Genomic DNA, 26,042 nt, shown 5'->3' on the forward strand with positions numbered 1-26,042 from the left:
CTTAAAGTTATAATGGTTTTTAGTAAACGGATTTGGGATTAGACCCACAGGGGAGCCCAGCCGAAAAATAACCTTTAAGGAGTACTCCTAATGACTAAAACACTTATTTTCGGACACAAAAACCCGGACACCGACACGATTACATCGGCTATTGCTTATGCAGAGCTCAAAACAAAGCTAGGCGCTGACGTAGAAGCGATTCGTCTTGGCGATATTAACGGCGAAACACAATATGCTTTGGATTATTTCGGAATTGCAGCTCCGCGTCTCATTGAGAACGTTGCGGATGAGACGGATACAGTTATTTTGGTTGACCATAACGAGCGTCAGCAAAGTGCGAATGACATCGATCAAGTGCGTGTGCTGGAAGTTATCGATCACCATCGTATTGCTAATTTCGAGACAAGTCACCCGCTTTATTTCCGCGCTGAGCCTGTTGGCTGCACAGCAACGATTCTGAATAAATTATATAAAGAGAATGGCGTAGCCATTCGCAAAGAAATTGCTGGACTTATGCTTTCTGCTATTATTTCTGACTCCCTGCTGTTCAAATCTCCAACATGCACGGAGCAAGACGTAGCAGCCGCTCGTGAGCTTGCAGAAATTGCTGGCGTAGACGCAGACAGCTATGGTCTGGACATGTTGAAAGCGGGCGCGGATCTAAGCGACAAAACGATTGCACAGCTGATCTCCCTCGATGCGAAGGAATTCGCAATGGGCAGCTACAAAGTAGAAATCGCCCAAGTGAATGCGGTGGATACGAATGATGTTCTTTCACGCCAAGCGGAGCTGGAAGCAGCTCTTAATGACAAAATTGCGACTAAAGGGCTTGATCTGTTCGTGCTTGTCGTTACCGATATTTTGAACAATGATTCCATTGCTCTTGCACTGGGCGCTCAAGCTCATGCTGTTGAGAAAGCTTACAATGTGACGTTGTCCGACAATAAAGCGGTGTTGAAGGGCGTTGTATCCCGCAAATCACAAATCGTACCTGTATTGACAGAAACGCTTAGCAGCTTGTCATAAGTAGAGCAGCGATTCGATAGAGGCAGTCCGAAACTTGCTTAGCAAGTTTCGGACTGCCTCTTATTTTGTTAGAATGAGTTAGAAAGACAGAGAAGGAGTGGATCGAATGTTTACTGTAACCGAATATAGCGTAGAGCTTATGAAGGACCCGTTCGGCATTTTGACAGGGGAAAGATATGAATTTCTGCTTGATCTGGACGTTGCGGAGGATGATGAGCTTCATCATGATGAGGGGGTTTCTCTCCGTGTGATTTATGTCATCGAGGATGGCAGCGCCCGTATAGCTAAGTATGAGTTTTTGACGACCTCCTCTAACCGTTATATTGATTTTGAACTGGAAGAGGATGAAGAACAAATGGTGTTTGCGTATTGTAAAGAACACTTTGATGCGGCTGCAAATGAAATAAAATAAATATTTTCTCTACCCACTTGTTTCAAAATGCTGGAAATAGGATAATATAATTCGTTATCATTTAAAAATTTGTCATAGGCGACAAATAATGATAAATGCGAAGGTATTATTAATTTCTGGGGGTTATTTGATGAGATTTACCAAGCTTTTTGTTAGCTTATTCACAGTTTTTATGCTAATGGCTTCGACAGCATCCGCAGCCGAGGCCTCACCTGAGGTAACTTGGGTAGAAGGCGGTGATACCGTTCAAGTAGGAGACATATCCTCGCTCAAGCTGGATGAATCACTGCTTTACCTGGACAAGAAAGATACGGCAATCATTCAGGAATACATAGGCAATCAAACGTATGATACGGATATCGGCAGCGTGTTCCCCGTAGACGAGAACGAAAATTGGTTTGTCGTATTTGAATATGTCGATGCCGGCCATATTTCGGATGCGGAGAAAAACAAGATTGATGCTAAGGCGCTTCTCAAGAGCTATAAGCAGGGGACAGAGGAAGCGAATAAGAATCGCGTGGAGGAAGATCGTCTTTATGTAAAGGGCTGGCATACGGAGCCGTTTTATAATGAAGAGAATCGTACGCTGGTTTGGGCTCTAGAGGCTGAGGACAGCACCGGCGAGCCTATCATCAATTATAACGTTCGGATGCTGACTCGCGAAGGCTATGTATCATCACTGCTCGTGACCGATCCAACAAGGCTTGACCAGGACGTCCAAACGCTGCAAACGCTTATTTTGCCTAATTATTCGATTAATGAAGGAAGTCGCTATTCTGACTTTGATTCTTCCTCTGACAAAATATCGGAATTTGGTTTAACGGGCCTTATTCTGGGAGGCGCTGGATTAGTCGCTGCCAAGAAAGCAGGGCTGCTCGTAGCGGGTGCAGTGCTTCTCAAAAAGTTCTGGATTGTACTCATTGCCATCCCAGCTGCAATTTGGTCTTGGTTTAAACGGCGCCGTGAAGCGGCTGCGCAAAGAAAAGAGCCATACGAGCCAATAAATCATGATCAGCCAAAATGATACGGTTTTACAAGGAGGAGCCGAACGACGATGGAAAGCGGAATCAAGAGGAAGCTTACGGAAGTCGAGATCTCGGCAATAGCCGAGCTAACATTTGGGCAGAAGATAACAGCTAATGTAGAATTAACGGATGGATGTGCGAACAGTGCGTATTCCGTTACGCTTCAAGATGGACGAAACGTTATTATCAAGGTCGCACCGCCTTCCAACACCAAAATGATGACCTACGAGCAGCATATTATGGCCGCTGAGGTTGAAGTCATGCGCTTAGTGAAGCAAACGGGTTCTATTCCTGTTCCGCAGATTTACGCCTATGATCAAACGAAGTCGATTGTAAACTGTGAATATTTCGTCATGGAGAAGCTTGAGGGAGAGCCTTACAATAAGGTGAAAAAAAGCTTGACTGATGAGCAGCGCAGCGGGATTGAGCATCAGCTTGGCATATATAACCGTCGAATTAATGAAATACGCGGCGAAAGCTTTGGCTGCTTTGCACACACGGATGAGCCGGGAACTCCTTGGAAAACAACGTTTCATCGTATGCTGCTGGATGTATTGGCAGATGGCGAGAGAGAGAATGTGAGGCTGCCGGCTTCATACGAGACAATTCGTCAAGAGATCTCGCTTCGTTTGGATGCGCTGGATGAAGTAATAGAGCCGAGGCTAGTCCACTGGGATTTGTGGGACGGCAACATATTTGTGAAGGACGCAGCGATTACTGGGCTTATCGATTTCGAACGTGCATTATGGGGTGATCCGCTGCTGGAAATATATTTCGGTCATTTCAATCAATCACAGTCCTTTTTCGATGGCTATGGGCTATCAGAGCTCACACCCTCACAACGAGCTAGAATAGCCTTATATGATCTTTACTTGGATTTAATATTATCGATTGAATGTGCTTATCGTTTCTATTCGGACATCAATCATATTAATTGGACGCGGGATAATTTAGTACAGGGCTGGAATCGGTTTATGAGCAGAAGCAACTAATAGCTATAAGGGGCCGACCCATAAGTAGATGATCTACTTATGGGTCGGCCCTTTATTTGTGCTGACGGCATTCTAAATAGGCTTCATTGTTATTTGTGTCCTCGGAGCCGCATAAACTGCAAAAACAGCTATTTTTTGCAAGGCATGCAGAAAGGAGCAGATGATGAACCGAGCAGAGAAGGATATTGAGCTTGCTGAGCGATACGGCGCTCATAATTATCATCCGCTGCCAATTGTCATTAGCCATGCAGATGGCGTGTGGATGAATGATTCAGAGGGCGTGCGTTATATGGATATGCTCAGCGCGTACTCGGCCTTGAATCATGGGCATCGACATCCTCGCATTATGGAAGCAATGAAGGAGCAAGCGGATAAGGTAACGATTACGTCGCGAGCTTTCCACAATGAAGTGCTGGGTGCATTTTGTGAGAAGCTGGCGGCCTATACGGGCAAAGAACGGATTCTACCTATGAATACCGGAGCAGAAGCGGTCGAGACGGCTATTAAGGCAGTACGGCGCTGGGCCTACAGCATCAAAAAAATTGCTGATGAAAAAGCGGAAATCATCGTCTTCGAGGGCAATTTTCACGGCCGAACCGTTACGGTCACTTCATTCTCTTCCACCGCTGCCTACCGGCAAGGCTTCGGTCCCTTTACGCCGGGGTTTCGTCTGGTGCCATATGGCGATCTGGATGCGCTGCACGCAGCTATTAATCCGAATACGGCAGCTGTACTTATCGAGCCTATTCAAGGGGAATCGGGTATTCGGATTCCGGCTGACGGATTTCTTCAACAAACAGCTAGGCTGTGCCGGGAGAATGGAGTGCTGCTCGTCGCGGATGAAATTCAAACCGGATTTGGCCGTACGGGAAAAAGGTTTGCTTGCGATTGGGAAGGTGTTATACCCGACATTTATATTATGGGCAAAGCGCTTGGCGGCGGAGTCATGCCCGTGTCGGCCATCGCTGCCGATTCCATTATTATGGACGTGTTTGAACCAGGCTCCCATGGATCTACGTTTGGCGGTAATCCGCTAAGCTGCGCAGTAGCTATCGCCGCAATTGAAGTGACGCTGGCTGAGCAGCTGGCCGAGCGTTCCAGTAGACAGGGAGATTATTTTATGAGAAAGCTTGCCGTGCTTAACCATCCGGATATTGTCCAGATTAGAGGGCGCGGCTTATTGATTGCAATAGAGCTGTCCGTACCCGCAAGAGTTTATTGTGAGAAATTAATGGAACTAGGTGTATTGTGCAAGGAAACCCATGAGCATGTTATTCGGTTAGCTCCTCCTCTTATTATTACGGAAGCGGAAATCGATTGGGCCTTTGAGCGGCTTCAAGCTGTTTTTGAGATAAACCGTACAGCAGGAGGCTGACAGCGATGAACAACAAGCAAACCATTGCGATTGTTAGTGTCCCGTTTGGCAAAGGAGCGGGGAGCGTCGGAGCAGAGCAAGGACCTGCAAGCATGCTCTATGCGGCGGGATTGCTTGATAAGCTCAACGAGCTGAGCCTTGGTTACCGATTAACAAGCGAGATCTCTCTATCTCCTCAGCTGCCGCTAATTCTTACCGATAATGCTAAGCATCTGGCAGAGGTTATAGACATAAGCAGCCAGCTTGGAGAACGTGTATCCCAATTCGTAGCGGGCGGTGATTTCCCATTAGTGCTTGGCGGCGATCACAGCATATCCATTGGAACTATTGCGGGATTGGCTGATCATTATGCTAGACTGGGCGTCATTTGGTTTGATGCGCATTCTGACCTTAATACGGAAGAAACAAGTCCGTCGGGCAACATTCACGGCATGTCACTCGGCATCAGCCTCGGAAGAGGCATTGCGAGCTTAACGACTCTTAGAGGCATTCATCCCAAAATAAAGCCGGAGCATGTTGCGATCATCGGCGCGAGGTCGCTTGATCCAGGCGAGAAGGCATATATCCGATCATTAGGTATAGCCTGTTATACGATGCATGACATAGATCGGCTTGGCATAGCGAGTGTTATGGATAAGGTCACGGAGCAGATGAGGCAGACGACTGACGGGGTGCATGTCAGCTTCGACATCGATAGTGTAGATCCTCAGGAAGCTCCGGGGACAGGAACGCCAGTCAAAGGCGGTCTCAGCTACCGGGAAGCGCATCTTGCGCTGGAGCTGCTCTATCAGTCCGGTCTTGTGACATCAGCGGAATTCGTCGAGGTTAATCCTAGTTTAGATACGAATAACGAAACGGCTAAGCTTGCGGTGGAGCTGATCGGCTCTTTGTTAGGCGAACAGATTCTGTGAGCAATAATGTGAAATGAAATAGGATTCGAAGGAGTAGGAGGGATACGCTTATGCGGGAACCATTCCAGAACGAGCCTTTCACTAATTTTGCGATAACCGATAATATTTACGCTTTTCAAGAGGCGCTGCGGCAGGTGGAGTCCGAGCTGGGGCAAGAATATAGGCTTAAGATTGGACCGGACCAGATTGAAACCATCACCAAACGTAAATCGATCAATCCTTCTGATGTAAAGCAGCTTATTGGCATCGTATCGCAGGCTGACACAGCGCTTGCGCACAAGGCGATACTTGCCGCAGCGGCAGCGTTTGAGGAGTGGAAACGTGTATCCCCTTTCGCAAGAGCGAGGGTGCTATACAAAGCAGCGGCTCTGCTGCGTGCACGCAAGCATATATTCTCGGCTTGGCTCGTTTATGAAGCGGGCAAAAATTGGGCTGAAGCGGATGGAGACACAGCAGAAGCAATCGACTTTCTGGAATACTACGGACGGGAAATGGAGCGGCTCGCAGAGCGCCAGCCATTAATTACGACAGCTGGCGAGGATAACGAGCTCGTCTATATTCCGCTTGGCGTTGGCATTATTATCCCGCCATGGAACTTTCCACTGGCCATTCTAGCAGGCATGACGATGGCTGCCGTTGCAGCTGGGAATACAGTTGTACTCAAGCCCGCAAGCGCGACTGCCGTTATTGCAGCCAAGTTTGTTGAGCTTCTCAAGGAAGCCGGTCTCCCCGACGGGGTTGTCAATTTTCTGCCGGGCGCAGGCAATGAGGTAGGCGATTTTCTAGTGGAGCATCCACTGACTCGCTTTATTTGCTTTACCGGCTCGCGTGAGATCGGACTGCGCATTAATGAGAAGGCCGCGCATACACAGCAGGATCAAAAGTGGATAAAACGTGTCATTGCGGAGATGGGCGGCAAGGATACAATTATTGTGGACGAAGATGCAGATCTTGATCTGGCCGCAGAGGCGATTACGGCTTCTGCATTCGGCTATTCGGGCCAGAAATGCTCGGCCTGTTCGCGTGCGGTCGTCCATGAGCTTGTCTATGACGAGGTCATTGAGAAAGTGACGGCAAGGACAAAGCAGCTCCGAATGGGCAGAGCGCATGAGCAGCGAACGGATATAGGTCCCGTTATCGATGAGCGGGCTTATATAAGTGTGCTTAAATATATTGAGGTAGGCCGCAAGGAAGGCATTATTGTGCAAGGTGGCAGAACAGGGGATAGCAGCGGTTATTATATTGAGCCTACTATTATTAAGGATGTATCACCTTACGCGCGAATTGCGCAGGAGGAAATATTCGGGCCGATCCTAGCCTTTATTAAAGCGGCTAATTTTGACGCTGCACTCGATATTGCGAACAATACGGAATACGGCTTAACAGGAGCCGTTATTTCGCGCAATCGCAGCAGGCTGGAGCAAGCGCGCGAGCAGTTTCATGTTGGGAATCTTTACTTTAATCGCAAATGCACAGGAGCATTAGTCGGTGTGCATCCTTTTGGCGGCTTTCATATGTCGGGGACGGATTCGAAGGCTGGCGGGCGCGACTACTTGCTGCTTTTTACGCAGGGCAAGGTGATTTCAGAACGATTTTAAACATTTAAGATGATTTTCAGCACATTTTGCAAGCATAATTTTTTATTAATATTAGGCCGTTCGTGCAGATGCTATCGCATTGTACGAACGGCTTTTTTGGGCTGCAGCAAATCGATCGTTTAGCCATGTTTATTAATTAGCTTTTTCGTGTATTAATGTAGAAACGATAAGGAGGAAATATATATGTCACATGTTGTTAAGCTCGAAGAAGCTGCACTCCAATTCGCTCAGGATAATGCGAAACCACCCTATCTGTTTGACTTAGAGCCCGAGAAGGGCCGTGAGACTGTAGATGAAGTACAATCAAGCCCAATTCATAAGCAGACGGTTGATTCAGAGGAGCTCACGATCGAGGGCGGACCAAGCGGCCATGTCTCGGTCCGAATAGTTCGGCCCCCAAATGCAACTGAGAATCTCCCGGTTATTGTATATATACATGGAGCGGGCTGGGTATTTGGCAATGCGCATACGCATGATCGGCTCATTCGAGAGCTGGCGGTTGGCGCTCACGCATGTATCGTGTTTCCCAATTACAGCTTATCTCCCGAGGCGAAATATCCAACCGCAATCGAGGAGATTTATGCCGTAGTGAAGTGGGCTGCGGAGAACGGCCATAAGCACGGAATGGATGCAGAGCGCTTGACTGTAGCTGGCGACAGCGTTGGCGGGAATATGGCGGCAGCTATTACGCTGATGGCCAAAGAACGCGGCGGACCGCCCATTCATAAGCAGCTCCTGTTTTATCCTGTGACGGATGCTTCATTTGATACCGATTCCTATCATCAATTTGCTGAAGGTTATTTTTTGCGGCGTGACGGCATGATGTGGTTTTGGGATCAATATACAACCGACCCCAACCAACGCGCGGAAATAACGGCTTCTCCGCTGCGTGCTTCCATTGAGCAATTGACCGGCCTTCCGCCTGCATTGGTTATTACGGGTGAAGCTGATGTGCTGAGGGATGAAGGTGAAGCCTATGCGAATAAGCTTCGGGAGGCAGGCGTTGATGTAACAGCAGTGCGATTCCAAGGGATTATTCATGATTTCGTCATGCTGCATGCCTTGGCTGATACAGCCGCCGCACACGGAGCGATTTCATTGGCTAACTCATGGCTGCGTAAATAATAGAAAGAGCTGCTGATGGAATTCATCAGCAGCTTTTTTTTGCTCTTCATTGCATCATGAATGAGCATTACTTATATTTATTTTCGCTGGAGGAACGATGCTTCGTTTTATCCTTGTTTTTCTCTTCCTGCTTCTCCATCTTCAAGTCCTCCACCGGAATCGGATCAACCGTTTGCTGGCTTTTGTATTTATCGAACAAGCTCTCTTTGTCGGTAGGATATTGCTCAGGATGATCCCTTTTGCTCGTCTGCTTAACACCATCGGCATCTTTCTCAAACTCATTCATCTTATTCCACCTCCATCCGTTGATAGTCTACATTTACCCCATAATGGTGAGCGTTCAAACAATTGTATATAAATGAAAATTAAGCTGTTTTTCGAAAATTTGAAATAAAAGCGGATTTTCGCTCTTTTTTGTTTACTATATAGTACAGCTATATGAAATCAAGGTTGAGAGAAGGTATCTTCCCATGGAATTTAATCGTATAGAGATGGATAATTGGAATGATTCTCTGTTAGAAGGGATGCTTCATTTTATAAATTATGTCATGTCAGAAGGACCTCTGGATAAATATGTAACCGAGGCAGAGGGAGCTGTTCGCTTCGCGGAGCAGCATCTCCAGCGATCAGAGGCAGCAAGTTATCGGCAAGAGCTGGGTGGATTTTTCACTTCTGCTGAACAGCTTATCGCTATTCCTGATGTTGAGCAGGAGACGCTTGAACAATTAGCCTTTATGGTAAATGATCTGGACCTTGCCAAGCTTGCCGCGTTGGCACCGCAAACGACTCAGCATAACCGAGTTGAAGCTTATGTGAATGGACCGGCTTGCTTGCAGATCATATTGGATGAAGTAAATGCAGCTGAACGCTATATCCACTTGTCTGTGATGCTCTTCTTCAATGATAAATCGGGCAACCGAATTGCGCAGGCGTTATTATCTGCTTTGTCTAGAGGCATCATTGTAAGAGTTATGGTGGATTATGAGATTACGTCAATCGGGTATGAGAATAATGTGGAATTCGGAGACTTTCAAAGTATTGCCGATCAGTTGACAAAGGCCGGTGGAAAGCTGCTTAACACGTTTCATTCTTGTTATAAGGATTCGGATTGGGAGCAGAGAAGGACGGTGCTGGCATCGCGAGGTGTGTCGGAAAGCAGCTTATTTCTCCAAGATTGCATACAACAGCAAGCCATTACCGGATTGGATATTATGAATCATCGAAAGTTTATCGTTATTGACGGTGTGACCTCCATCTTGGGAAGCATCAATATCGGTGATCAATATTTATATGATACGCCGATCCAAGCTGCGGAAATCATAGAGCTCGATGGAACACAGCTCGGTATTCCAAGTAAATCGGAAGAATGGCATGACGGTTGTTTCCGGATCAAAGGCGCAGCTGCCAAATCTATGAATAACATCTTTTATCATCAATGGACAGCGCTGTGCGGAGATCTGTTTGATCCGAATGATTCTTTTTATTATCCGGACGTGGATAGGCATTTCGGTTATGAGGAATGTACGTTGTTATCTAGCTTTCCAGGAAATCCAATTAATTTAATCCAACAGTATCATCTATCCTTAATTTCTTATGTTAGCGATGAAACCATTATTATTAATCCTTATTTCATCGACCAAGACTTCTGGGAGCTATTAAATAGCTTGAGCTGTGAGCAAGCCAAGCATATTACGATTTGCAACTCCTTGCGGGTGAATGATCATCCCACTAACGAAGCAGCAGTCCGCAGCAATATGTATGACCCCTTCATGATGGGAGTATCCTTCTACGACTATAGTGAAACGGAACGATTCTCCCATTGGAAAATATCGTATGACAAACGATCCGATTGTGTGTTCCACGGCTCCTATAATATGAATGAAAGAAGCGCACGCCATGATTTCGAGCTGGGTCTGTTGGTTAAGAGCAAGGATTTTGCAACTAAAGTGAAAAAAATGATTGATTATGATCTATTCGTTTCACGGCAAATAACGGATAGCAAGGAGTTTTACCAATATCCCGCCCTCCATCCCGGCACTTATCTCAATAAGATCACGGCTTACTTTGCATAAACCACATAGAAGTGTTTTTATGTTTTGTTAAATAACTTGCGTTATAATATTAATATGTGGTCAGAGAAGGGGAATGCGAGTATGGAGGATGTACAGGTGAATCAGTACGCTTTGTTCGAACATGTATATAATTATGCGCCAATAGGTATAGCCTTGGTCTCTATGGAGCGCAGGTGGGTAGGGGTTAATCCCGCCGCATGCAAAATATTCGGTTATACACGTGAAGAACTTCTGAAGCTTTCAGATGAAGATATTACGTATCCAGATGATAATAATATAAAGGACAGCCTGATTAAAGACCTCTTAGATGGCGTCTGTTCTTCCTTCAGCTATGAAAAGAGATATGTGCACAAGGATGGACATGTTGTCTGGGCTTCCTTGCATGTATCGCTATTGCGGGATGAGACTGACCGAACACCTCTTTATTTCATTCTACAAATTGTTAATATTACGGAAAACAAGCAAGCAGAAATGAAGCTGCAAGAATCCGTTGAGCGTTATAAATCATTAAAAAAATATAATCATGATGCTATTATTTCATTTGATTTGAAGGGTAACGTTATTAATACCAATATTATGGCGGAACAGCTTACGGGATATTCTACGAATGAAATGATAGGAACAAGTATTTCAAAAATTGTGGGCAAGAGGAACCTTAAAAAAATACTTGCGAACAACGAAAATTATATGGATGTTGAAAGAAGTATCGATCATATCAAGCAAAAGAATGGTCAAGAGGTTGAGGTATTAATTACAATTGCGCCTATTATAATAAAATTAAAAAATGTTGGTTTCTATCTCATCGCCAAAGATATGACGGAACAAAAGAAATTGCTGATTGATAAAGAAGCAGCCGAGAAGACGAATCAAGCTAAAAGTGAGTTTTTAGCTGTGATGAGCCATGAAATCCGCACGCCGATGAACGGTGTCATTGGTATGACGGATATGCTAATGGACACAGATTTGGATGATGAGCAAAAGGAATATGTAGAAATAATGAAGAAAAGCGGCGATACGCTACTTATGATTATTAACGACATTTTGGACTTCTCCAAAATCGAATCAGGCAAGGCAGATTTATTGGAAGTACAATTTGACGTACGTGATATTGTTAAAGATACAGTTGACGTATTGATGGCCAAAGCAATAGAGAATAATGTAAAGGTTTCGATCTCTATTAATCCCGATGTTCCATCTCTCGTCTTCGGCGACTTTATGAAACTAAGACAGGTGCTGATCAATTTAATCGGCAATGCTATTAAGTTTACTATGAATGGGGATGTCATCGTTTCAGTAGAGAAGATGATGCATAAGCATAACGATTTAATGCTTCAATTTACAGTCGTAGACACAGGTATTGGTATTCCGAATGAGAAGGTTGTTCATTTATTTGATCCCTTTTACCAAGTAGATCATTTCATGAATCGCAAGGTTGAGGGAACCGGACTAGGACTTGCGATTAGCAGAAAGCTTGTACAATTAATGGACGGCCAGATTTGGTATGAGCATAATGACAGGGCGGGATCTACCTTTGTGTTCAATGTCTGTTTCCAGGTAGGGGAATATGGGCATATACTTGAAGGAGATTTGACTACTTATAAGGAACAACAGCCGCAGCGCCCGCTTCAAATTTTGATAGCAGAGGACAATAAAGTTAATCAAACTGTCATCAAAAAGATGATTGAAAAGTTTGGTTATGATGCGGATATTGTTGAGAATGGAATCGAAGCCGTGGAGGCTGTTAAGCGCCAACGATACGATATTGTATTCATGGATGTGCACATGCCTCTCATGTCTGGCCTTGAGGCTGCGGAGGCCATTCAAAAAAGCCTGCCTCCAGGCATTTGCCCCTATATTGTAGCCGTTACGGCAAATGCACTGAAAGGCGATCGCGAGAAATATTTGGACTGCGGATTGGATGACTATATCAGTAAGCCGATTAAGAGCCATGTTCTGTATGGCGTTATTGAGAGCTATATCAAAAGTACAAGCTACTCCACGTATTGAAGGAGCGGCTTTCTCCTTTGCCAATAAAATGGTTTAAATTAAACATTACCTTGTTTAGTTCACGCTTGGAAATTACAGTTAAATCATAATAAATCGAGTATATGAATTCGCTGTAACAGAGATGAACTAGAGAGGATGATTCACTATTATTATTCGCAATATGCTGGTGCCTGATGATTATGAAACTGTTGCACGGATCATGAGCGGCCACTACTCGGAAGCGGTAACCGTCCAGAAGATGATGGAGGAGGACGCCCTTATTCCGGCAAAAGGCTCGCTTAGCCGGGACGAGAATGATCGATTAACAGGACATGATCGCGTACGCTTGATTGCTGAGAACAGCGAGGGACAGATTGTGGGCTATGGTCATGCTTGGCGAGCCCCTTGGTCGCCTCCAGGCGTGTTGTATGAGCAGATCATTGTAGATGCTCAGCAGCGGGGGCGTGGTACGGGACAAGAAATGTTTGAAGCGCTTATGGCTTACACGCATGAAGTGAGAGCTAATCGAATCTTTTGCGAGGTTCGTGACGATGAGCCGGAATCGGTAGCATTCGCTGCTGCTCGTGAATTCAAAACGGAGCGGCATTTGTTCGAATCCGTCATTGAGCTTGCTGAGCCTGCATCTGCTGGAATAGAGCAGTTGTCTCGCCCCACGAATAGCCGAATCCGATTCGCTGCCTTGACTGACCTGCCAGGTGAGGAAATTGAGCGGCAATTATTCGAGCTGTATCGCACGACTCATCCGGATATCCCTGGTTTCGAGGGAGAATACATGTGGTACAGCGAATGGCGCAAGCGAAAAGTAGATCGGACCGACTTTGATAGCTCGCTAGTATTGCTGGCACTTGATGAAGAGCGCATTGTAGGCGCGGTGGAGCTGATGGTCTTTGAGGATTCACAGAGCGTATACAATGATTATACCTGCGTGGATGCGGCATACCGCGGCCAAGGGATTGCTTTAGCGCTCAAAATAAGATCCATTGAAGAGGCGCGTCGTAGAGGCTTCCGATATATTCGGACCAATAACGACTCATTGAATATTCCGATGCTAACGATCAATCGAAAGCTTGGATACAAGCCTGTTCCGGGTTATTATCAAATGATTTGTTCGGTCTAAACTGTTTAACTCATCGGTATGGCAACCAAAAAGCAGTACGCCGCGGCGTACTGCTTTTTGGTTTGGGGAGTATATTAAAGACGAATCTTAAATGATTTCTTTGTCAAAGGATACAGCCATTTCACGCCGCTTGGCGTTAATGTATCAGCTGCAAGATGAGAAAAGTAACCTAGCATAGCGACTGTTGCTATACCATCCACCTTGATTTGGTTTTCGAGACCTAACGCAATAGCGCCCCAGATTGGAACAGCCCAGATCGTATGTGTCATGCCGCGATGCTTCAGCCATGGTGCCCAACCTACAAATAAGCCAAAACCGATAAGCCAATTCATCCCATAGGTATATCCGGCATACATAACCAAAAGGCCAACAACGCTGACGAGTATATTTCGGATTACGCCTTGCTTGGCAACGAGACCAAGCAGGAATACAGCTGCGGCAGCGCCTATGTAAATCGGTGAAAGTGATTTTTCCATAAAGAAGGCATACACAATCATGCCTGCGAGAAGAAGGCCAATCCATAATGTAAACTCTCGTATGAGCTTGGACAATTTGCCTAGCTTGCTGCTAAGCATGCTTGGACCGTCAAGATCGGCGCTTAATGCGGAAAAGCCTGCTACTGTTATATAGAAAGCAGCATTTTGGAAAGTGAATGGGTAATAGATAGAAGCGGCTGCGCCAACAGCCACTCCAATTGCGAGATGAGTCTTTCCTGTCATAATTCCTCCTGTGTCTGGATGTGCGAGTAAAGTTAGAATGCCGCTTATAGTTGTTCTCGGTTCACCTGCTCATTGCGAACCATTTGCTCCAGCTTCTCTACTAGGCGGTCGTGCGAAGGATCTTTTTTGCCAAAGCTGAATATTCGTTTGCGATTTTGTTTCTTGAGCAATTGAAGCAGGTAGAGCTTTTCCTTTAAAGTAAACATGTTGACTCACAACCTTTTGTGCCTGCTCCTTCCTGTGGATGCGAGCTGGCAGTGCTTTTTTTATAATTATAGAGGATACAGCCTTGGCATGGGAAGCGAACACTGTAAAATCATGCTATAATGTGCTTTAGGACAAATAGATCTGGTGGGATGATCATGGATAATCACGTTGCTGCAACCTGTGCTGATACATGCGGGGGCACAGACGCAAACATAGAGAATGTAAAAAGCCATTTAATTAATGAATCAACCGCAGTTGAATTAGCGGATTTGTTCAAGGCGCTTGGCGATCCTACGCGAGTGAAGATGATACATGCACTCGTGCAATCGGAGCTGTGCGTGCACGATCTGACGCAAGTGCTCGCAATGGGACAATCTGCTATCTCTCATCAGCTGCGACTGCTGCGGAATATGCGAATTGTAAAGCGAAGAAAGGTCGGAAAAACCGTATTTTATTCGCTTGACGATGATCATGTAGAGCAAATTTTCATGCTGACGCTGCAGCATCTCAAGCATGAATAATAAGGAAACGAAAGCTATCCTATAAGGTCTCAGACCGCGGGATAGCTTTCTTTTTCGTAGAGCTGTTAGGCTATTCTATTGTCAAGGATCAGGAAATCTGGCATATTGAGATTGACTGTTATTATACGCATGGAGGTGGCGAGCATGTCATTATTGCTGAACGGTCAGCGTATACTGCCTGCCGTGCATAAGCTGAAGGATGTAGAAGCTGTTCTTGCCTCTCCTTATTCATACATGGTGCTGCTGGGAGGCCATTTGGGACAGTTGAAATCGATAGTTGATCTAGCCAAGCAGCATGAGAAGAAGGTGCTGCTGCACGCTGATCTAATCGACGGTCTGAAAAATGATGAATCCGCAGCCGAATTTCTCTGTCAATCGATTCAGCCGGCTGGAATTATATCTACTCGTGCAAGCGTTATCAGCCGTACGAAGCAGAACGGGCTGATCGCCATTCAAAGGTTATTTCTGATTGACTCGGATGCGCTAGAACGAAGCTATTCACTGCTGGATAAGTATCGTCCCGATTATATTGAGGTGCTTCCGGGCGTTATCCCTGACATCATTCAGGAAGTGAAGGAGCGCAGCGGCATCCCGATTATTGCAGGAGGACTGATTAGGACGCAGGAGCATATTAGACAGGCGCTTGAGGCTGGGGCTTCTGCTATAACGACCTCGCGGAAGGAATTATGGAAAGCAACGATTTAGCAGCTGCAGCACAGAAGAAGGGGTGATAGGATGGAAACCTACATATTGGCATTGGATCAAGGGACAACAAGCACGCGTGCACTGCTGATCGATCGCAGCGGCGTAATTATCAATATGACGAGCGAGGAGCTTCCACTTCAATATCCGCATCCTGGCTGGGTGGAAACGGATGCGTTGTTTATTTGGGAATCCACGAAGAGTGTTATAGCGGAGCTTCTCGCCAAAACAGGAGCAGCCGCAGAGCAGATTGCCGGAATCGGTATTACAAATCAGCGTGAAACGACAGTAGTATGGGATAAGGCGACTGGCGAGCCGATTTATAGCGCGATTGTTTGGCAATCTCGCCAAACGACGGATATTTGCGAGCGCCTGAAGAAGGAAGGCTATGGACAAATCTTTCATGAACGCACAGGCCTGCTTGTCGATGCCTATTTCTCGGGGACGAAGCTCAACTGGCTGCTGGAGCATGTTGACGGAGCAAGGGAAAGAGCAGAGAAGGGCGAGCTGCTGTTCGGAACGATTGATACATGGCTGATCTGGAAGCTGACTGGCGGAAGCGTTCATGTTACGGATGTGACCAATGCATCACGGACGCTCATGTTCAATATTCATGAACGGTGTTGGGATGATGAGCTGCTGCGTATTTTAAACATTCCCCGCTGCATGCTGCCAGAGGTTCGTTCTTCATCCGAGGTATATGGTAAGGTTGAAGAGAAATTATTCGGCTGTGAAATACCGGTAGCGGGAGCGGCAGGAGACCAGCAAGCGGCACTTTTTGGCCAGAATGCATTCCAAGAAGGCGATACCAAGAATACGTATGGCACCGGCTGCTTTATGCTCATGAATACGGGAACGAATGCGATCGTATCGGAGAAGGGGCTGCTTACTACGATAGCTTGGGAGGTGGACGGCAAGCTTGAATATGCGCTCGAGGGCAGCGTGTTTGTAGCAGGTGCTGCCATCCAATGGCTGCGAGATGGGCTTGAACTGATCAAAACCGCCGCTGAATCCGAAACGCTAGCTGCACAAATCGAATCCACGGAGGGTGTATATGCAGTACCGGCTTTCGTTGGTTTAGGAACGCCTTATTGGAACAGCGATGTTCGCGGTGCGGTCTTCGGTCTTACGAGAGGAACATCCAAGGCGCATATTGTCCGCGCGACGCTGGAATCGCTGGCGTATCAGACAAAGGATGTGCTGTCCGTCATGGAAGAGGAATCAGGCTTGCCGCTGCAATCGTTATCGGTAGATGGGGGTGCGGTTGCTAACAATTTGCTTATGCAGTTCCAAAGCGACCTGCTCGGCGTACCCGTAGAAAGACCTGTTGTGAACGAGTCGACAGCGCTTGGGGCAGCGTTCCTTGCAGGGCTTGCGGTTGGCTTCTGGGAAAGCCGTGATGAGCTTGCGAACCTGCGCAAGGTAGACCGCGTCTTCACGCCGACCATGGAGGAAGAGAAACGAGATGAGCTATACAATGGATGGCATCGTGCGGTTAAAGCAGCGATGGCTTTCGCGCACTAATTATGTTATAATAACGACAAGTTAATATTCGGTTGGAGATTTGGAGAAACCACGAGAACCGCTTCTGACCCCTTTATTGGGGAGGAAGCGGTTTGAGTGGTTTTTTTTGCTATACCAACAATAGTAAATATAACAGCTGGGAGGCTGGACATAAGATGAACACTGAACGAAGAAAAGATGCATTTGCTTCACAAAACCGTATCGAGCTGCTTACGAAAATGAAGGATTCATCTATCGATATACTTGTTATCGGAGGCGGTATCACGGGAGCCGGCATTGCACTCGATGCAGCAGCGCGCGGATTAAAGGTTGGACTGGTGGAAATGCAGGATTTCGCTGGGGGAACATCAAGTCGTTCAACGAAGCTGGTGCACGGGGGACTGCGTTATCTGAAACAGCTGGAAATCGGAGTTGTTGCAGAGGTTGGCAAGGAGCGGGCAATTGTATACGAGAATGGACCACATGTGACGACACCGGAATGGATGCTGCTGCCTCTATATAAAGGCGGGACGTTTGGCAAATTCTCGACCTCCATCGGCCTGCGTGTATATGATTTTCTGGCGGGTGTGAAGAGAGGCGAGCGACGCCAAATGTTGAGTGCAGCGGACACGTTAGCGAAGGAGCCTCTTCTGAAGCAGAAAGGCATCAAGGGCGGCGGCTATTATGTGGAATACCGAACGGATGACGCGAGACTCACAATTGAAGTGATGAAGAAAGCGGTGGAGACGGGGGCTCTCGCAGTGAATTATGCGAAGGTGGAAACACTCCGCTACGATCCGGATGGCAAGATTACAGGAGCTTTGGTAAGGGATACGATTAGCGGGATGGAATTTGATATTACAGCTTCCAAGGTCATTAACGCAACGGGTCCGTGGGTAGATGAGCTACGCGAAATGGATGGCTCCAAAAAAGGAAAAACGCTGCGATTAACAAAGGGTGTTCACCTTGTATTCGATCAGAGCCGTTTTCCTCTGCGGCAAGCCGTCTATTTCGATACGCCGGATGGGCGCATGGTGTTCGCGATACCGCGGGAAGGGAAGGCATATTTCGGAACAACGGATACGAATTACAAGGGCGATACCGTTAATCCTGTCATGACCATGGAGGATCGTACCTATTTGCTGAATGCGGTTAACTTTATGTTTCCTAAGCTGAAGCTTACGGAGGCGGATGTGGAATCAAGCTGGGCAGGACTTCGACCGCTTATTCAGCAGGAAGGAAAGTCGCCTTCCGAAATTTCACGTCGAGACGAAATATTTGTGTCGCAATCCGGCTTAATTTCCATTGCAGGCGGCAAGCTGACCGGTTATCGTAAAATGGCAGAAACCGTCGTGGACAAAGTTGTTGAATTACTTGACGATACAGCAAGGAGCGGCGGTTATGGCGCTAGTTCAACCAAAACGCTGCCGATGTCGGGAGGGGAACTTGGTGGGTCTCAGCATTTCGCGGCATTCGTAAGCAAGAAAACGGCCGAAGGTGTTCATTTCAGCTTCACGAAAGAGGAATCTGCCTTTCTTGCCAAACGCTACGGCTCTAACGTAGATCAGATCTTTGCGCTGGCAGGGAGCACGGCAGAATGGGCAGCTTCCTTCGAACTGCCGCTGGTGCTTGCCGTGCAGCTTCGGTATTCCATGGAAGCGGAGATGACAGTAAAGCCTGCTGATTTCTTTATTCGTCGAACAGGGGACTTGTTTTTCCGTATTGCTAACGTGCAGAAATGGAAAGCAGCTGTGATCGCCGCTATGTCTAATCAGCTTGGCTGGAGCGAGAAGCAGCGTGCTGAGTATATTGCAGAACTGGAGCTTAAGCTCAGCGAAGCAGTCAAGCCGCTGGAAAGATGAAATAACTTATGAGGTGCAGAGATGCGCCTTATTTTTTTTGACCTGGTATATCAAATCTAACGGCTAGCTGAAAATATATAAAGTTGCAGGAACGATAGGATCAATATATAATTAACATATGAGCAAGTATTCATATGTTATTGATTATCGGAGGAGAGCATGATGAGTAGAACAACGGATCAGATTAAGCAAAAGAAATACGAAAAACAATCGGATAGCCAATCGAGTTTAATTCACGACCACCACGGACATTCACATAGCCATGACGATCATCTTGGACATCATCATGGGCCCAATAATAAAGCGGGATTACTTATCGCACTGATCATCACAGGTGGCATTATGTTTTTGGAGTTCGCTGGAGGCTTGCTGACTCATTCATTAGCTTTGCTGGCCGATTCGGGGCATATGCTCAGTGATACAGCGGCGCTTGCATTAAGCTTAGCAGCTATGTGGTTCGCAGTTCGCGCTTCTTCACCTAAGCGGACCTATGGTTTCCACCGTTTTGAAGTATTGGCTGCATTATTGAATGGAATTACGCTGTTTGTCATAGCGGCTTTCATTATCGCCGAGGCGATCAAGCGGTTTGGTGAACCGCCAGTCGTAGCAAGCGGCACCATGATGATTATTGCTATTATAGGCTTATTGACTAATCTAGCGAGCGCATGGTTTCTTATGCGGAATGGCGATGTGAAAGACAATCTCAATGTCCGCAGCGCATATTTGCATGTAATCGGCGATGCGATAGGCTCGGTTGGCGCGATTATTGCCGGACTGTTAATGTCCTTGTTTTCTTGGTATATGGCCGATCCTATAATAAGCGTGGTCGTAGCGTTGCTCATATTGCGAAGCGCATGGGGAATTATCCAATCAACAGTTCATATTTTAATGGAGGGAACACCTGCATCAGTTAACGTTGAACAAGTGACGACGGCTTTACTGCACATCCAAGGCGTTAAAGAAGTGCATGATCTTCATGTCTGGACCATTACGTCAGGGCTTCATTCATTAAGCAGTCATCTTATCGTTGAGGATGAGGCGGACTGCCAGACTATTCTGCAGGAAGCGATTCAGCTCATTGCGGACAAATTTCATATCGAACATACAACGCTTCAGATTGAGAAGTCTCAGCTGCAGCTCCTGTGTTTAAGGTGTAGGGTGCATCAAAGTGTGAAGAGCTTTTCGGCTTTGCGGAATGCGAGGGAATAGAGCTAGAAACTAGCTCTATTTAGAAGATATTGGTTAGTTTGAAGAGAATAGAGCTAGAAATTAGCTCTATTACCTAAGAATAGCGCGAGAAAGCCAAATGGGCGAAACATGCGAAATGTGCGAAATGTGCGAAATGTGCGAAATGTGCGAACATCCAAACAAAAGCCCCGAGCTGATTCAGTCAGCTCGGGGCTTTGCCTATCGAATTAGTTTAACACCATTACGCCGTAGCCATCGAGGGTTACGCTGCCGCTCATCGTTTGACCGGTGAGGAGATCGGTTTTCTCTTCGCTGATCGTTATGAATGCGGGTTGTTCACTGTAGTTGAGCAAGAAGTAGAGCGGTCCTTCCGCATCCTCGCGGATCGCAAGCTCAACGTCTGGAGTCAGCGTCAGCCAATCTGCCGCTGGCGATACGAGCCCCAGTCGTTCGATGATTTGCAAAGCCGAGGCTTCATTGAATACAGCGCCGAAGTACCATGCCTCGCCTTGGCCGAATACATTCTTCGTAACGGCGGGCTTACCGGCATAATAGTCGGATGCGTAGCGGGCCATGACTTCAACGGAGTCATCCTCGACCTGAAGCACATCATTGAAAGCATCTGCTCCGGTCAATGCTTCCTCACCGCTGCTCCACTTCATAAAGGTTTCTGGGCGTGTACCCTTAACCATCGTGAATTCCTCGACGGAAATACCGCATAACCCAGCCGCAGCTCCTGGGAATGGCCGCATGTAGCAGTGGCCGCGCTCATCTTTATAGCCTGTGCGGCAGCCGAATATAATAATTCCGCCTTCACGCGTATATTGCTCCAGAAGGGCAGCTGTCTCATCGCGCATAATAGCTGGATGCGGATAAACGAGCACCTTATAGCGGCGAAGATCTTCAATCGTCGTGCCGCTGCGAATATAAATGGTATCGCTCGGGATATGGCGGCGTGTGAGCGCCTTGTACCACGCTTTACCGCTTTGCCACGAGAATGGACCATGCCACACATCGTATTCCCCGTCCCATTCATTATCATAATCGCGAAGCAGCGCGATATCTGCTTTGAATTTCGTCGGAGCGATCCGGCTGCCCGCATGCGCAAGCTCTCCGCCAATTTGTCCCGCCTCGCGTACTCGGCGGTTCGGCTGGTTATGGTAATCATTGATGCCATGCCAGTAGATTTCATTGCCGAAGGTTGCTGTCCGCCAGCGGAAGTATACGACCATGTTGGCGCCGTGAGCGATGGATTGATAAGTCCACAGCCGCATTTGGCCTGGTTTTGGTGAAGGCATATCCATTCGGTTCACCCAACCGCCCGGTCCTGCTTGCTGCTCCATAATGCAGAAGTTTGGCGAGATGGAGCGCACGGCGCCGAGCGTCTGGCTCCAGCCTCTGTCGGCAAGCGGATTTTGTTCGCTTTTATCGTAATGAATCGTCGAGAACTGCGGATAGGAATCATAGCTGAAAAAGTCGAGCAGATCATCCTGCATGCGGTGGCTGTCCAGATGCCCGAATAAACCGTTTGTTGTTACCCAGTGATGGGGAGCGACCTCGCGCAAAATATCGGCCTGTACCTTCGCATAGGAAATCGTATTGTCGGAAATGAAACGTTTCTCGTCAAGCGCTTGATGCGGATTCGGTTGTTTGTGAGCTGGAGTCGGACGCGGCAAATAAACCTGCTCCCAGTCGGAATACGTCTGGCTCCAGAAAACAGTGCCCCATGCCTCATTCAGCTTATCCAGCGTACCGTATTTCGCTTTCGTCCATTCACGGAATGCGTCATGATCCGCCGAAGCGTAAAATTCGCTAATTTCACAGTTGAATTCATTATCGATTTGCCAGCCGACAACAGCTGGATGATTCTTATAATGCTCAGCCATCTTGCGTGTAATGATGGCAGATAGCTCACGATATTTCGAACTGCTGTAGTTATAATGACGGCGCAGGCCGTGATGCAGCGTCACGCCGTCCTGAGTAACATTCAGCACCTCAGGGTAGCGATGGGTTAGCCAAGCCGGAGGTGTTGCAGTAGGAGTGCCAAGAATGACCTTTAGGTCGTGCTTGTGTGCAAGTTCAAGAGCACGGTCAAACAGCTCAAATGAGAATACGCCTTCCTCCGGTTCAAACATGGACCAAGCGAATTCTGCTACGCGAACAATGGAGAAGCCAAGCTCCTTCATGCGGCGGTAGTCGTCCTCCCATAGACTCTCTGGCCAGTGCTCAGGATAATAACAAACGCCAAGGCGGAATTGATTCAAGGCATCGTTGTGCTTCATGGTTTAACCCTCCCAATCAAGAATAGAATACAATTATATTGCTAATCCTAACATTCATTATTTATTGTAAAATCAATTATCTGCTGCGTAAATGACAATATCCTGCTATTTATGATACAATATTGCGAACTTCATTCATGAGGGGGAATACCATGTATCAGCACTATATTGTTCCGAAGCCTTCATTTTCCGAGTATGTATGCTACCCTGATTTAGTAGGTCGATATAAACAGTTTCCCCAGCATGCTGAACGAAGAGAGCAGGGGCAGTTGAAGCATTATAATTTGCATTTCATATTCAGCGGAAGCGGGTATGTTATTAATGGGATTGGAGGGGAAAGACTGCAGCTGCAGGCTGGGGACGGCTTCTTGTTTCCTAAGCATGCCTTCCAGCAGTATGGCTCAAGCACTGACGATCCTTGGGACGTACGGTGGATCCATTTCGATACGCAAATACCGCTGCCAATGCTTCGTGAGGCTGATGATTTCGGTGGATGGTTGTTTACCTATTCCAATGGGGAACGCTTTAAAGAGCTGATGGAGGAGATGTATGCGCTGTGTCATCCTTTTGAGACGAGTAATGAACCGCGATTATCTGCATTGTTGTACGAAATATTAGCGCAATTGAAACAAAATACGGAACGTCTGGAGGGCTCTTCGGCTTTGGAGAAGCAGAATGCGATTCGTGCAGCTGCCGATCAAATTCGGCATAAATGCGAGGAAGCATGGAGCTTGGAGCGTATGGCGGCACTTTCGGGCTACAGCAACTATCATTTTCTGAGGCTGTTTCAGCAGGTTATGGGCAAGACCCCAAATCATTATGTCACAGAATGCCGAATCGCAGCAGCCAAGCTGCTGCTTGCGACAACGGCATTAACCGTGACTGAGGTTGCGGCGAGATGCGGCTTCGCTCAACCCAGTTATTTTATTCGCGTGTTCCGATCAGCGGAAGGCCTGTCTCCGAAGATGTACCGAAACATATACGGACAGAACGCAAAGCTATATTAGTCTGCTTGGACAGCCAGATGTATGGCAATACCCGACGGATCATGAACAACTATCGCATTCGCTTGCTCATGGATAGCAACACCTGATCTTCGCAGCTGGTTCAGAATCGTTTCACGCGCTTCAGCATTTGGAAACATAATAGTGAAATAGGCAAGCCCTACTGTATTGTCGGATGGCAAAGCAGCGCCTGCTCCTGCCCAAATATTCATCCCCATATGATGATGGTACCCGCCGGCAGACACGAATACGGCTGACATTTGGGCATAATCGCCTACCACATCAAATCCGAGCTTTCCTTCATAGAAAGCACGAGATTGCCTCAGATCACCAACATGCAAATGGATATGGCCCATGATTGTGCCCGGAAGCATGCCGTTCCACTCTACGCCTTCACTTAGAGCAAGCAGGCTTTCCCAATCAAGCGGATCAGTAGCCATCACATAGCTGCCTTCAGCATCACGCTTCCACTGATCCCGTGGACGGTCTGCATAGATTTCAATGCCGTTATTGTCTGGGTCCGCGATGTAGAGCGCCTCACTGACCAGATGATCGGCTTGCCCGATATGGATGCCCGTGGAAATCAAATTTCTAAGCGAAAGGGATAGAGCTAGGCGATCCGGAAGCAATAAAGCAAAATGGTATAATCCTGCATGGGCTCTTCTTTGCGGTACAACCGCATTCGGAATTTCCTCTAGTATGAGCAGAACAGAGTGACCGTCAGCCGTAAAGGATGCGGTATGCTTATCCTCATCATGCATCAGCAGCTTCAATCCGACTACATCCTCATAGAACGGTATGGATCTTTCTAATTGACTCACTTTTAATTTCACTTCGCCTAGCGAAGTTTGTGGATCCAAGCGTGATGACATGGAAGTCACTCCTTTTATATTTAATATTACTTACTTTTAGTTTATTACTTACTTAAAATATATTCTTGTTCTTAATAGTATACTCAAAATAGAGGAAGAGCAATACTTTTTTGGATTCATTTTTCGGACAAGCATGAAATAAAACAAAAAAACGTCTCAAAAAGAGACGCTTTGTTGATTGTTTATGCTCCTGTATTTAAATGGCTCGGGCTTTTAGCCGTGACGGGCTTCTTCTTCGCCGGCAGCGGTCCGAATACGAGCCAGTGCCACTTGTGCCTGGAGGAAATGGCTGCAATCAGCCACGGCAGCAGCAATGCAAGCACGAATCCGCCGGCTACTGAAGCATGATAAATTATAGGCTTCGAGTTGAAGTCCATTCTTCTATAGAGATACAGCAGGGCAGGATGCATCAGATAAATAGCAAATGAGGAGGCACCGAGATGAATGAGCACCTTAACGATCGATGCGCTCCATTTCGAATAAATCCAAATCGAAAGCTGAATGAGTAGAATACTCGCTAATACACAGCGCAGCTCATCAATAAACTCCAGCTGATTCCCGCTTAATAAAAGTTTTTTGTGCAGCTGCAAATAATAATAAACATAGACCTCGGTAAGGCTCGCTGCTATAAATAACGTCCATAGTATTACCCATGCTAATACTTTTCGAGGCGTGCGATTCTGTTTGGTTATGTTGATCCAATGAACAAGCTTTATATAATAAATACCGATAAACGCTCCAGTCGTAAAATAGAACATATAAGTAAAGCAATAGCTGCCGCGATTCTTAAGACTAAGCTCAGGTGCGAGCTTGAAAATAAATAGCCATTGTATGAGAAGGCCGATCCAAACGATATGCTTGCCAAGAGAAGGGAATCGCTTCACCGCATACAGCATGAATGGCGCAATGACATAAAACTGAATGATGATGACGACGAAATATAGATGTGTATATGTTTTGCCGATGATCAGATCTTTAAGAAACAGCTTGCTCGTAAAATAACCGATAGATGTTTGAATATCAGAAAAACCATACGAGGCCACTTTCGTAAAGCTATAATAGAACACTGAAAAAAGCAGGAAAGGGATAACAATTTTGCTTATTCTTTTTTTGTAAAATTCAATGATTGTTTTCGCTGTAAACGATTTGTCGTAATAATTGTAAAACAAAACAAAGCCGCTTAAAAAAATAAAAACAGGCACTGCAAATTTACTGAAAATATTCAAAAAAACGTATAGCGGATATATCGCGGATTGGTGATCATATCTTGCATAAGCAGCAGATGTAGCATGAATCATAACGACCGCCATAATGCCGAAGGCTCTAGTGATTTCAAGCTCAGGCAGATACGGTCTTTTTGCAATTGGTTTCATTAAAATCCCCTTATTTGATTAGGATAAATAGATTGGTTTTGTAAGAATAGAAACACCAATAGAAGTTATTATACAATCACTGTTATTAATCTCCAATACTTTATTTAGATCAAAGCTCTTTGAGCCTTTTGAAGCATTAAGCTCTTTTG

At 46.4% G+C, this 26,042-nt stretch carries 23 protein-coding genes; 17 read left to right on the plus strand and 6 right to left on the minus strand.

The window, feature by feature from the left end:
* The first annotated feature begins 90 nt into the window (after positions 1 to 90).
* The 8 genes from CEF13_RS04740 (at position 91) to CEF13_RS04775 (ending at position 8,464) form a co-directional block, all read left to right on the plus strand.
* The gene (locus CEF13_RS04740) at positions 91 to 1,026 is read left to right on the plus strand and encodes a manganese-dependent inorganic pyrophosphatase (RefSeq protein ID WP_102709654.1); all 936 of its coding nucleotides are present in this window, start codon (positions 91 to 93) and stop codon (positions 1,024 to 1,026) included.
* Between the two features lie 106 nt (positions 1,027 to 1,132).
* Complete coding sequence (locus CEF13_RS04745) at positions 1,133 to 1,438, plus strand: DUF6509 family protein (RefSeq protein ID WP_102709655.1); 306 nt, start codon at positions 1,133 to 1,135, stop codon at positions 1,436 to 1,438.
* 130 nt (positions 1,439 to 1,568) lie between these two features.
* Positions 1,569 to 2,462 carry a DUF2167 domain-containing protein gene (locus tag CEF13_RS04750; protein ID WP_166742952.1) on the plus strand — a complete coding sequence of 298 codons (894 nt, stop codon included), beginning with the start codon at positions 1,569 to 1,571 and terminating at the stop codon, positions 2,460 to 2,462.
* 30 nt (positions 2,463 to 2,492) lie between these two features.
* Positions 2,493 to 3,455 (plus strand): phosphotransferase family protein, encoded by a 963-nt coding sequence (locus CEF13_RS04755; protein WP_102709657.1) that lies wholly within the window; start codon positions 2,493 to 2,495, stop codon positions 3,453 to 3,455.
* Positions 3,456 to 3,618: 163 nt separating this feature from the next.
* On the plus strand, positions 3,619 to 4,830 hold the full coding sequence (locus tag CEF13_RS04760; protein WP_102709658.1) for an ornithine--oxo-acid transaminase: 1,212 nt from the start codon (positions 3,619 to 3,621) through the stop codon (positions 4,828 to 4,830).
* Between the two features lie 5 nt (positions 4,831 to 4,835).
* Positions 4,836 to 5,741, plus strand: a complete 906-nt coding sequence (rocF, locus tag CEF13_RS04765) for an arginase (protein WP_102709659.1) — start codon at positions 4,836 to 4,838, stop codon at positions 5,739 to 5,741.
* A gap of 50 nt (positions 5,742 to 5,791) precedes the next feature.
* Complete coding sequence (pruA, locus tag CEF13_RS04770; protein WP_102709660.1) at positions 5,792 to 7,339, plus strand: L-glutamate gamma-semialdehyde dehydrogenase; 1,548 nt, start codon at positions 5,792 to 5,794, stop codon at positions 7,337 to 7,339.
* A gap of 183 nt (positions 7,340 to 7,522) precedes the next feature.
* Positions 7,523 to 8,464, plus strand: coding sequence for an alpha/beta hydrolase (locus CEF13_RS04775; protein WP_102709661.1), 942 nt, complete (start codon positions 7,523 to 7,525; stop codon positions 8,462 to 8,464).
* 67 nt (positions 8,465 to 8,531) lie between these two features.
* On the opposite strand, the gene CEF13_RS04780 is transcribed toward CEF13_RS04775, so the two are convergent.
* A complete protein-coding gene (locus CEF13_RS04780) occupies positions 8,532 to 8,750 on the minus strand; it encodes a hypothetical protein (RefSeq protein WP_102709662.1) in 219 nt (72 codons plus the stop codon).
* Positions 8,751 to 8,934: 184 nt separating this feature from the next.
* On the opposite strand from CEF13_RS04780, the gene CEF13_RS04785 reads away from it, so the two are divergent.
* The 3 genes from CEF13_RS04785 (at position 8,935) to CEF13_RS04795 (ending at position 13,660) form a co-directional block, all read left to right on the plus strand.
* A complete protein-coding gene (locus tag CEF13_RS04785) occupies positions 8,935 to 10,536 on the plus strand; it encodes a phospholipase D-like domain-containing protein (RefSeq protein ID WP_102709663.1) in 1,602 nt (533 codons plus the stop codon).
* 81 nt (positions 10,537 to 10,617) lie between these two features.
* Entirely contained in the window at positions 10,618 to 12,543 is a 1,926-nt protein-coding gene (locus CEF13_RS04790; protein WP_102709664.1) for a PAS domain S-box protein, read from the plus strand.
* 160 nt (positions 12,544 to 12,703) lie between these two features.
* A complete protein-coding gene (locus tag CEF13_RS04795) occupies positions 12,704 to 13,660 on the plus strand; it encodes a GNAT family N-acetyltransferase (RefSeq protein ID WP_102709665.1) in 957 nt (318 codons plus the stop codon).
* Between the two features lie 74 nt (positions 13,661 to 13,734).
* Here CEF13_RS04795 and CEF13_RS04800 read toward each other — a convergent pair whose 3' ends face one another.
* Both CEF13_RS04800 and CEF13_RS28700 read right to left on the minus strand, forming a co-directional pair.
* Positions 13,735 to 14,379, minus strand: a complete 645-nt coding sequence (locus CEF13_RS04800) for a metal-dependent hydrolase (protein ID WP_102709666.1) — start codon at positions 14,377 to 14,379, stop codon at positions 13,735 to 13,737.
* A 44-nt stretch (positions 14,380 to 14,423) separates the two neighbouring features.
* A complete protein-coding gene (locus CEF13_RS28700; RefSeq protein WP_166742951.1) occupies positions 14,424 to 14,585 on the minus strand; it encodes a hypothetical protein in 162 nt (53 codons plus the stop codon).
* 156 nt (positions 14,586 to 14,741) lie between these two features.
* Here CEF13_RS28700 and CEF13_RS04805 point away from each other — a divergent pair, with 156 nt between their 5' ends.
* The 5 genes from CEF13_RS04805 (at position 14,742) to CEF13_RS04825 (ending at position 20,383) form a co-directional block, all read left to right on the plus strand.
* Entirely contained in the window at positions 14,742 to 15,107 is a 366-nt protein-coding gene (locus CEF13_RS04805; RefSeq protein WP_102709667.1) for an ArsR/SmtB family transcription factor, read from the plus strand.
* Between the two features lie 144 nt (positions 15,108 to 15,251).
* A complete protein-coding gene (locus CEF13_RS04810; RefSeq protein ID WP_102709668.1) occupies positions 15,252 to 15,812 on the plus strand; it encodes a glycerol-3-phosphate responsive antiterminator in 561 nt (186 codons plus the stop codon).
* A gap of 30 nt (positions 15,813 to 15,842) precedes the next feature.
* Positions 15,843 to 17,333, plus strand: a complete 1,491-nt coding sequence (glpK, locus tag CEF13_RS04815) for a glycerol kinase GlpK (RefSeq protein WP_102709669.1) — start codon at positions 15,843 to 15,845, stop codon at positions 17,331 to 17,333.
* 155 nt (positions 17,334 to 17,488) lie between these two features.
* Complete coding sequence (locus CEF13_RS04820) at positions 17,489 to 19,174, plus strand: glycerol-3-phosphate dehydrogenase/oxidase (RefSeq protein ID WP_102709670.1); 1,686 nt, start codon at positions 17,489 to 17,491, stop codon at positions 19,172 to 19,174.
* A 162-nt stretch (positions 19,175 to 19,336) separates the two neighbouring features.
* Positions 19,337 to 20,383 (plus strand): cation diffusion facilitator family transporter, encoded by a 1,047-nt coding sequence (locus CEF13_RS04825; protein ID WP_102709671.1) that lies wholly within the window; start codon positions 19,337 to 19,339, stop codon positions 20,381 to 20,383.
* A gap of 206 nt (positions 20,384 to 20,589) precedes the next feature.
* Here the strand turns inward: CEF13_RS04825 and CEF13_RS04830 are convergent, their stop codons facing one another.
* On the minus strand, positions 20,590 to 22,644 hold the full coding sequence (locus CEF13_RS04830; RefSeq protein ID WP_102709672.1) for a beta-galactosidase: 2,055 nt from the start codon (positions 22,642 to 22,644) through the stop codon (positions 20,590 to 20,592).
* Positions 22,645 to 22,796: 152 nt separating this feature from the next.
* Between CEF13_RS04830 and CEF13_RS04835 the strand changes: the two genes are divergently transcribed.
* Positions 22,797 to 23,651: a helix-turn-helix transcriptional regulator gene (locus CEF13_RS04835; RefSeq protein WP_166742950.1), complete on the plus strand. Its 855-nt coding sequence runs from the start codon at positions 22,797 to 22,799 to the stop codon at positions 23,649 to 23,651.
* Here CEF13_RS04835 and CEF13_RS04840 read toward each other — a convergent pair.
* Both CEF13_RS04840 and CEF13_RS04845 read right to left on the minus strand, forming a co-directional pair.
* Complete coding sequence (locus CEF13_RS04840) at positions 23,648 to 24,520, minus strand: VOC family protein (protein ID WP_102709674.1); 873 nt, start codon at positions 24,518 to 24,520, stop codon at positions 23,648 to 23,650. The two genes, CEF13_RS04835 and CEF13_RS04840, sit on opposite strands and share 4 nt — an antisense overlap.
* Positions 24,521 to 24,702: 182 nt before the next feature.
* Positions 24,703 to 25,893 (minus strand): acyltransferase, encoded by a 1,191-nt coding sequence (locus CEF13_RS04845; protein WP_102709675.1) that lies wholly within the window; start codon positions 25,891 to 25,893, stop codon positions 24,703 to 24,705.
* Positions 25,894 to 26,042 lie beyond the last annotated feature (149 nt).

The organism is Paenibacillus castaneae (genome assembly GCF_002884445.1).
In the GTDB taxonomy this organism is placed as follows: domain Bacteria; phylum Bacillota; class Bacilli; order Paenibacillales; family Paenibacillaceae; genus Pristimantibacillus; species Pristimantibacillus castaneae.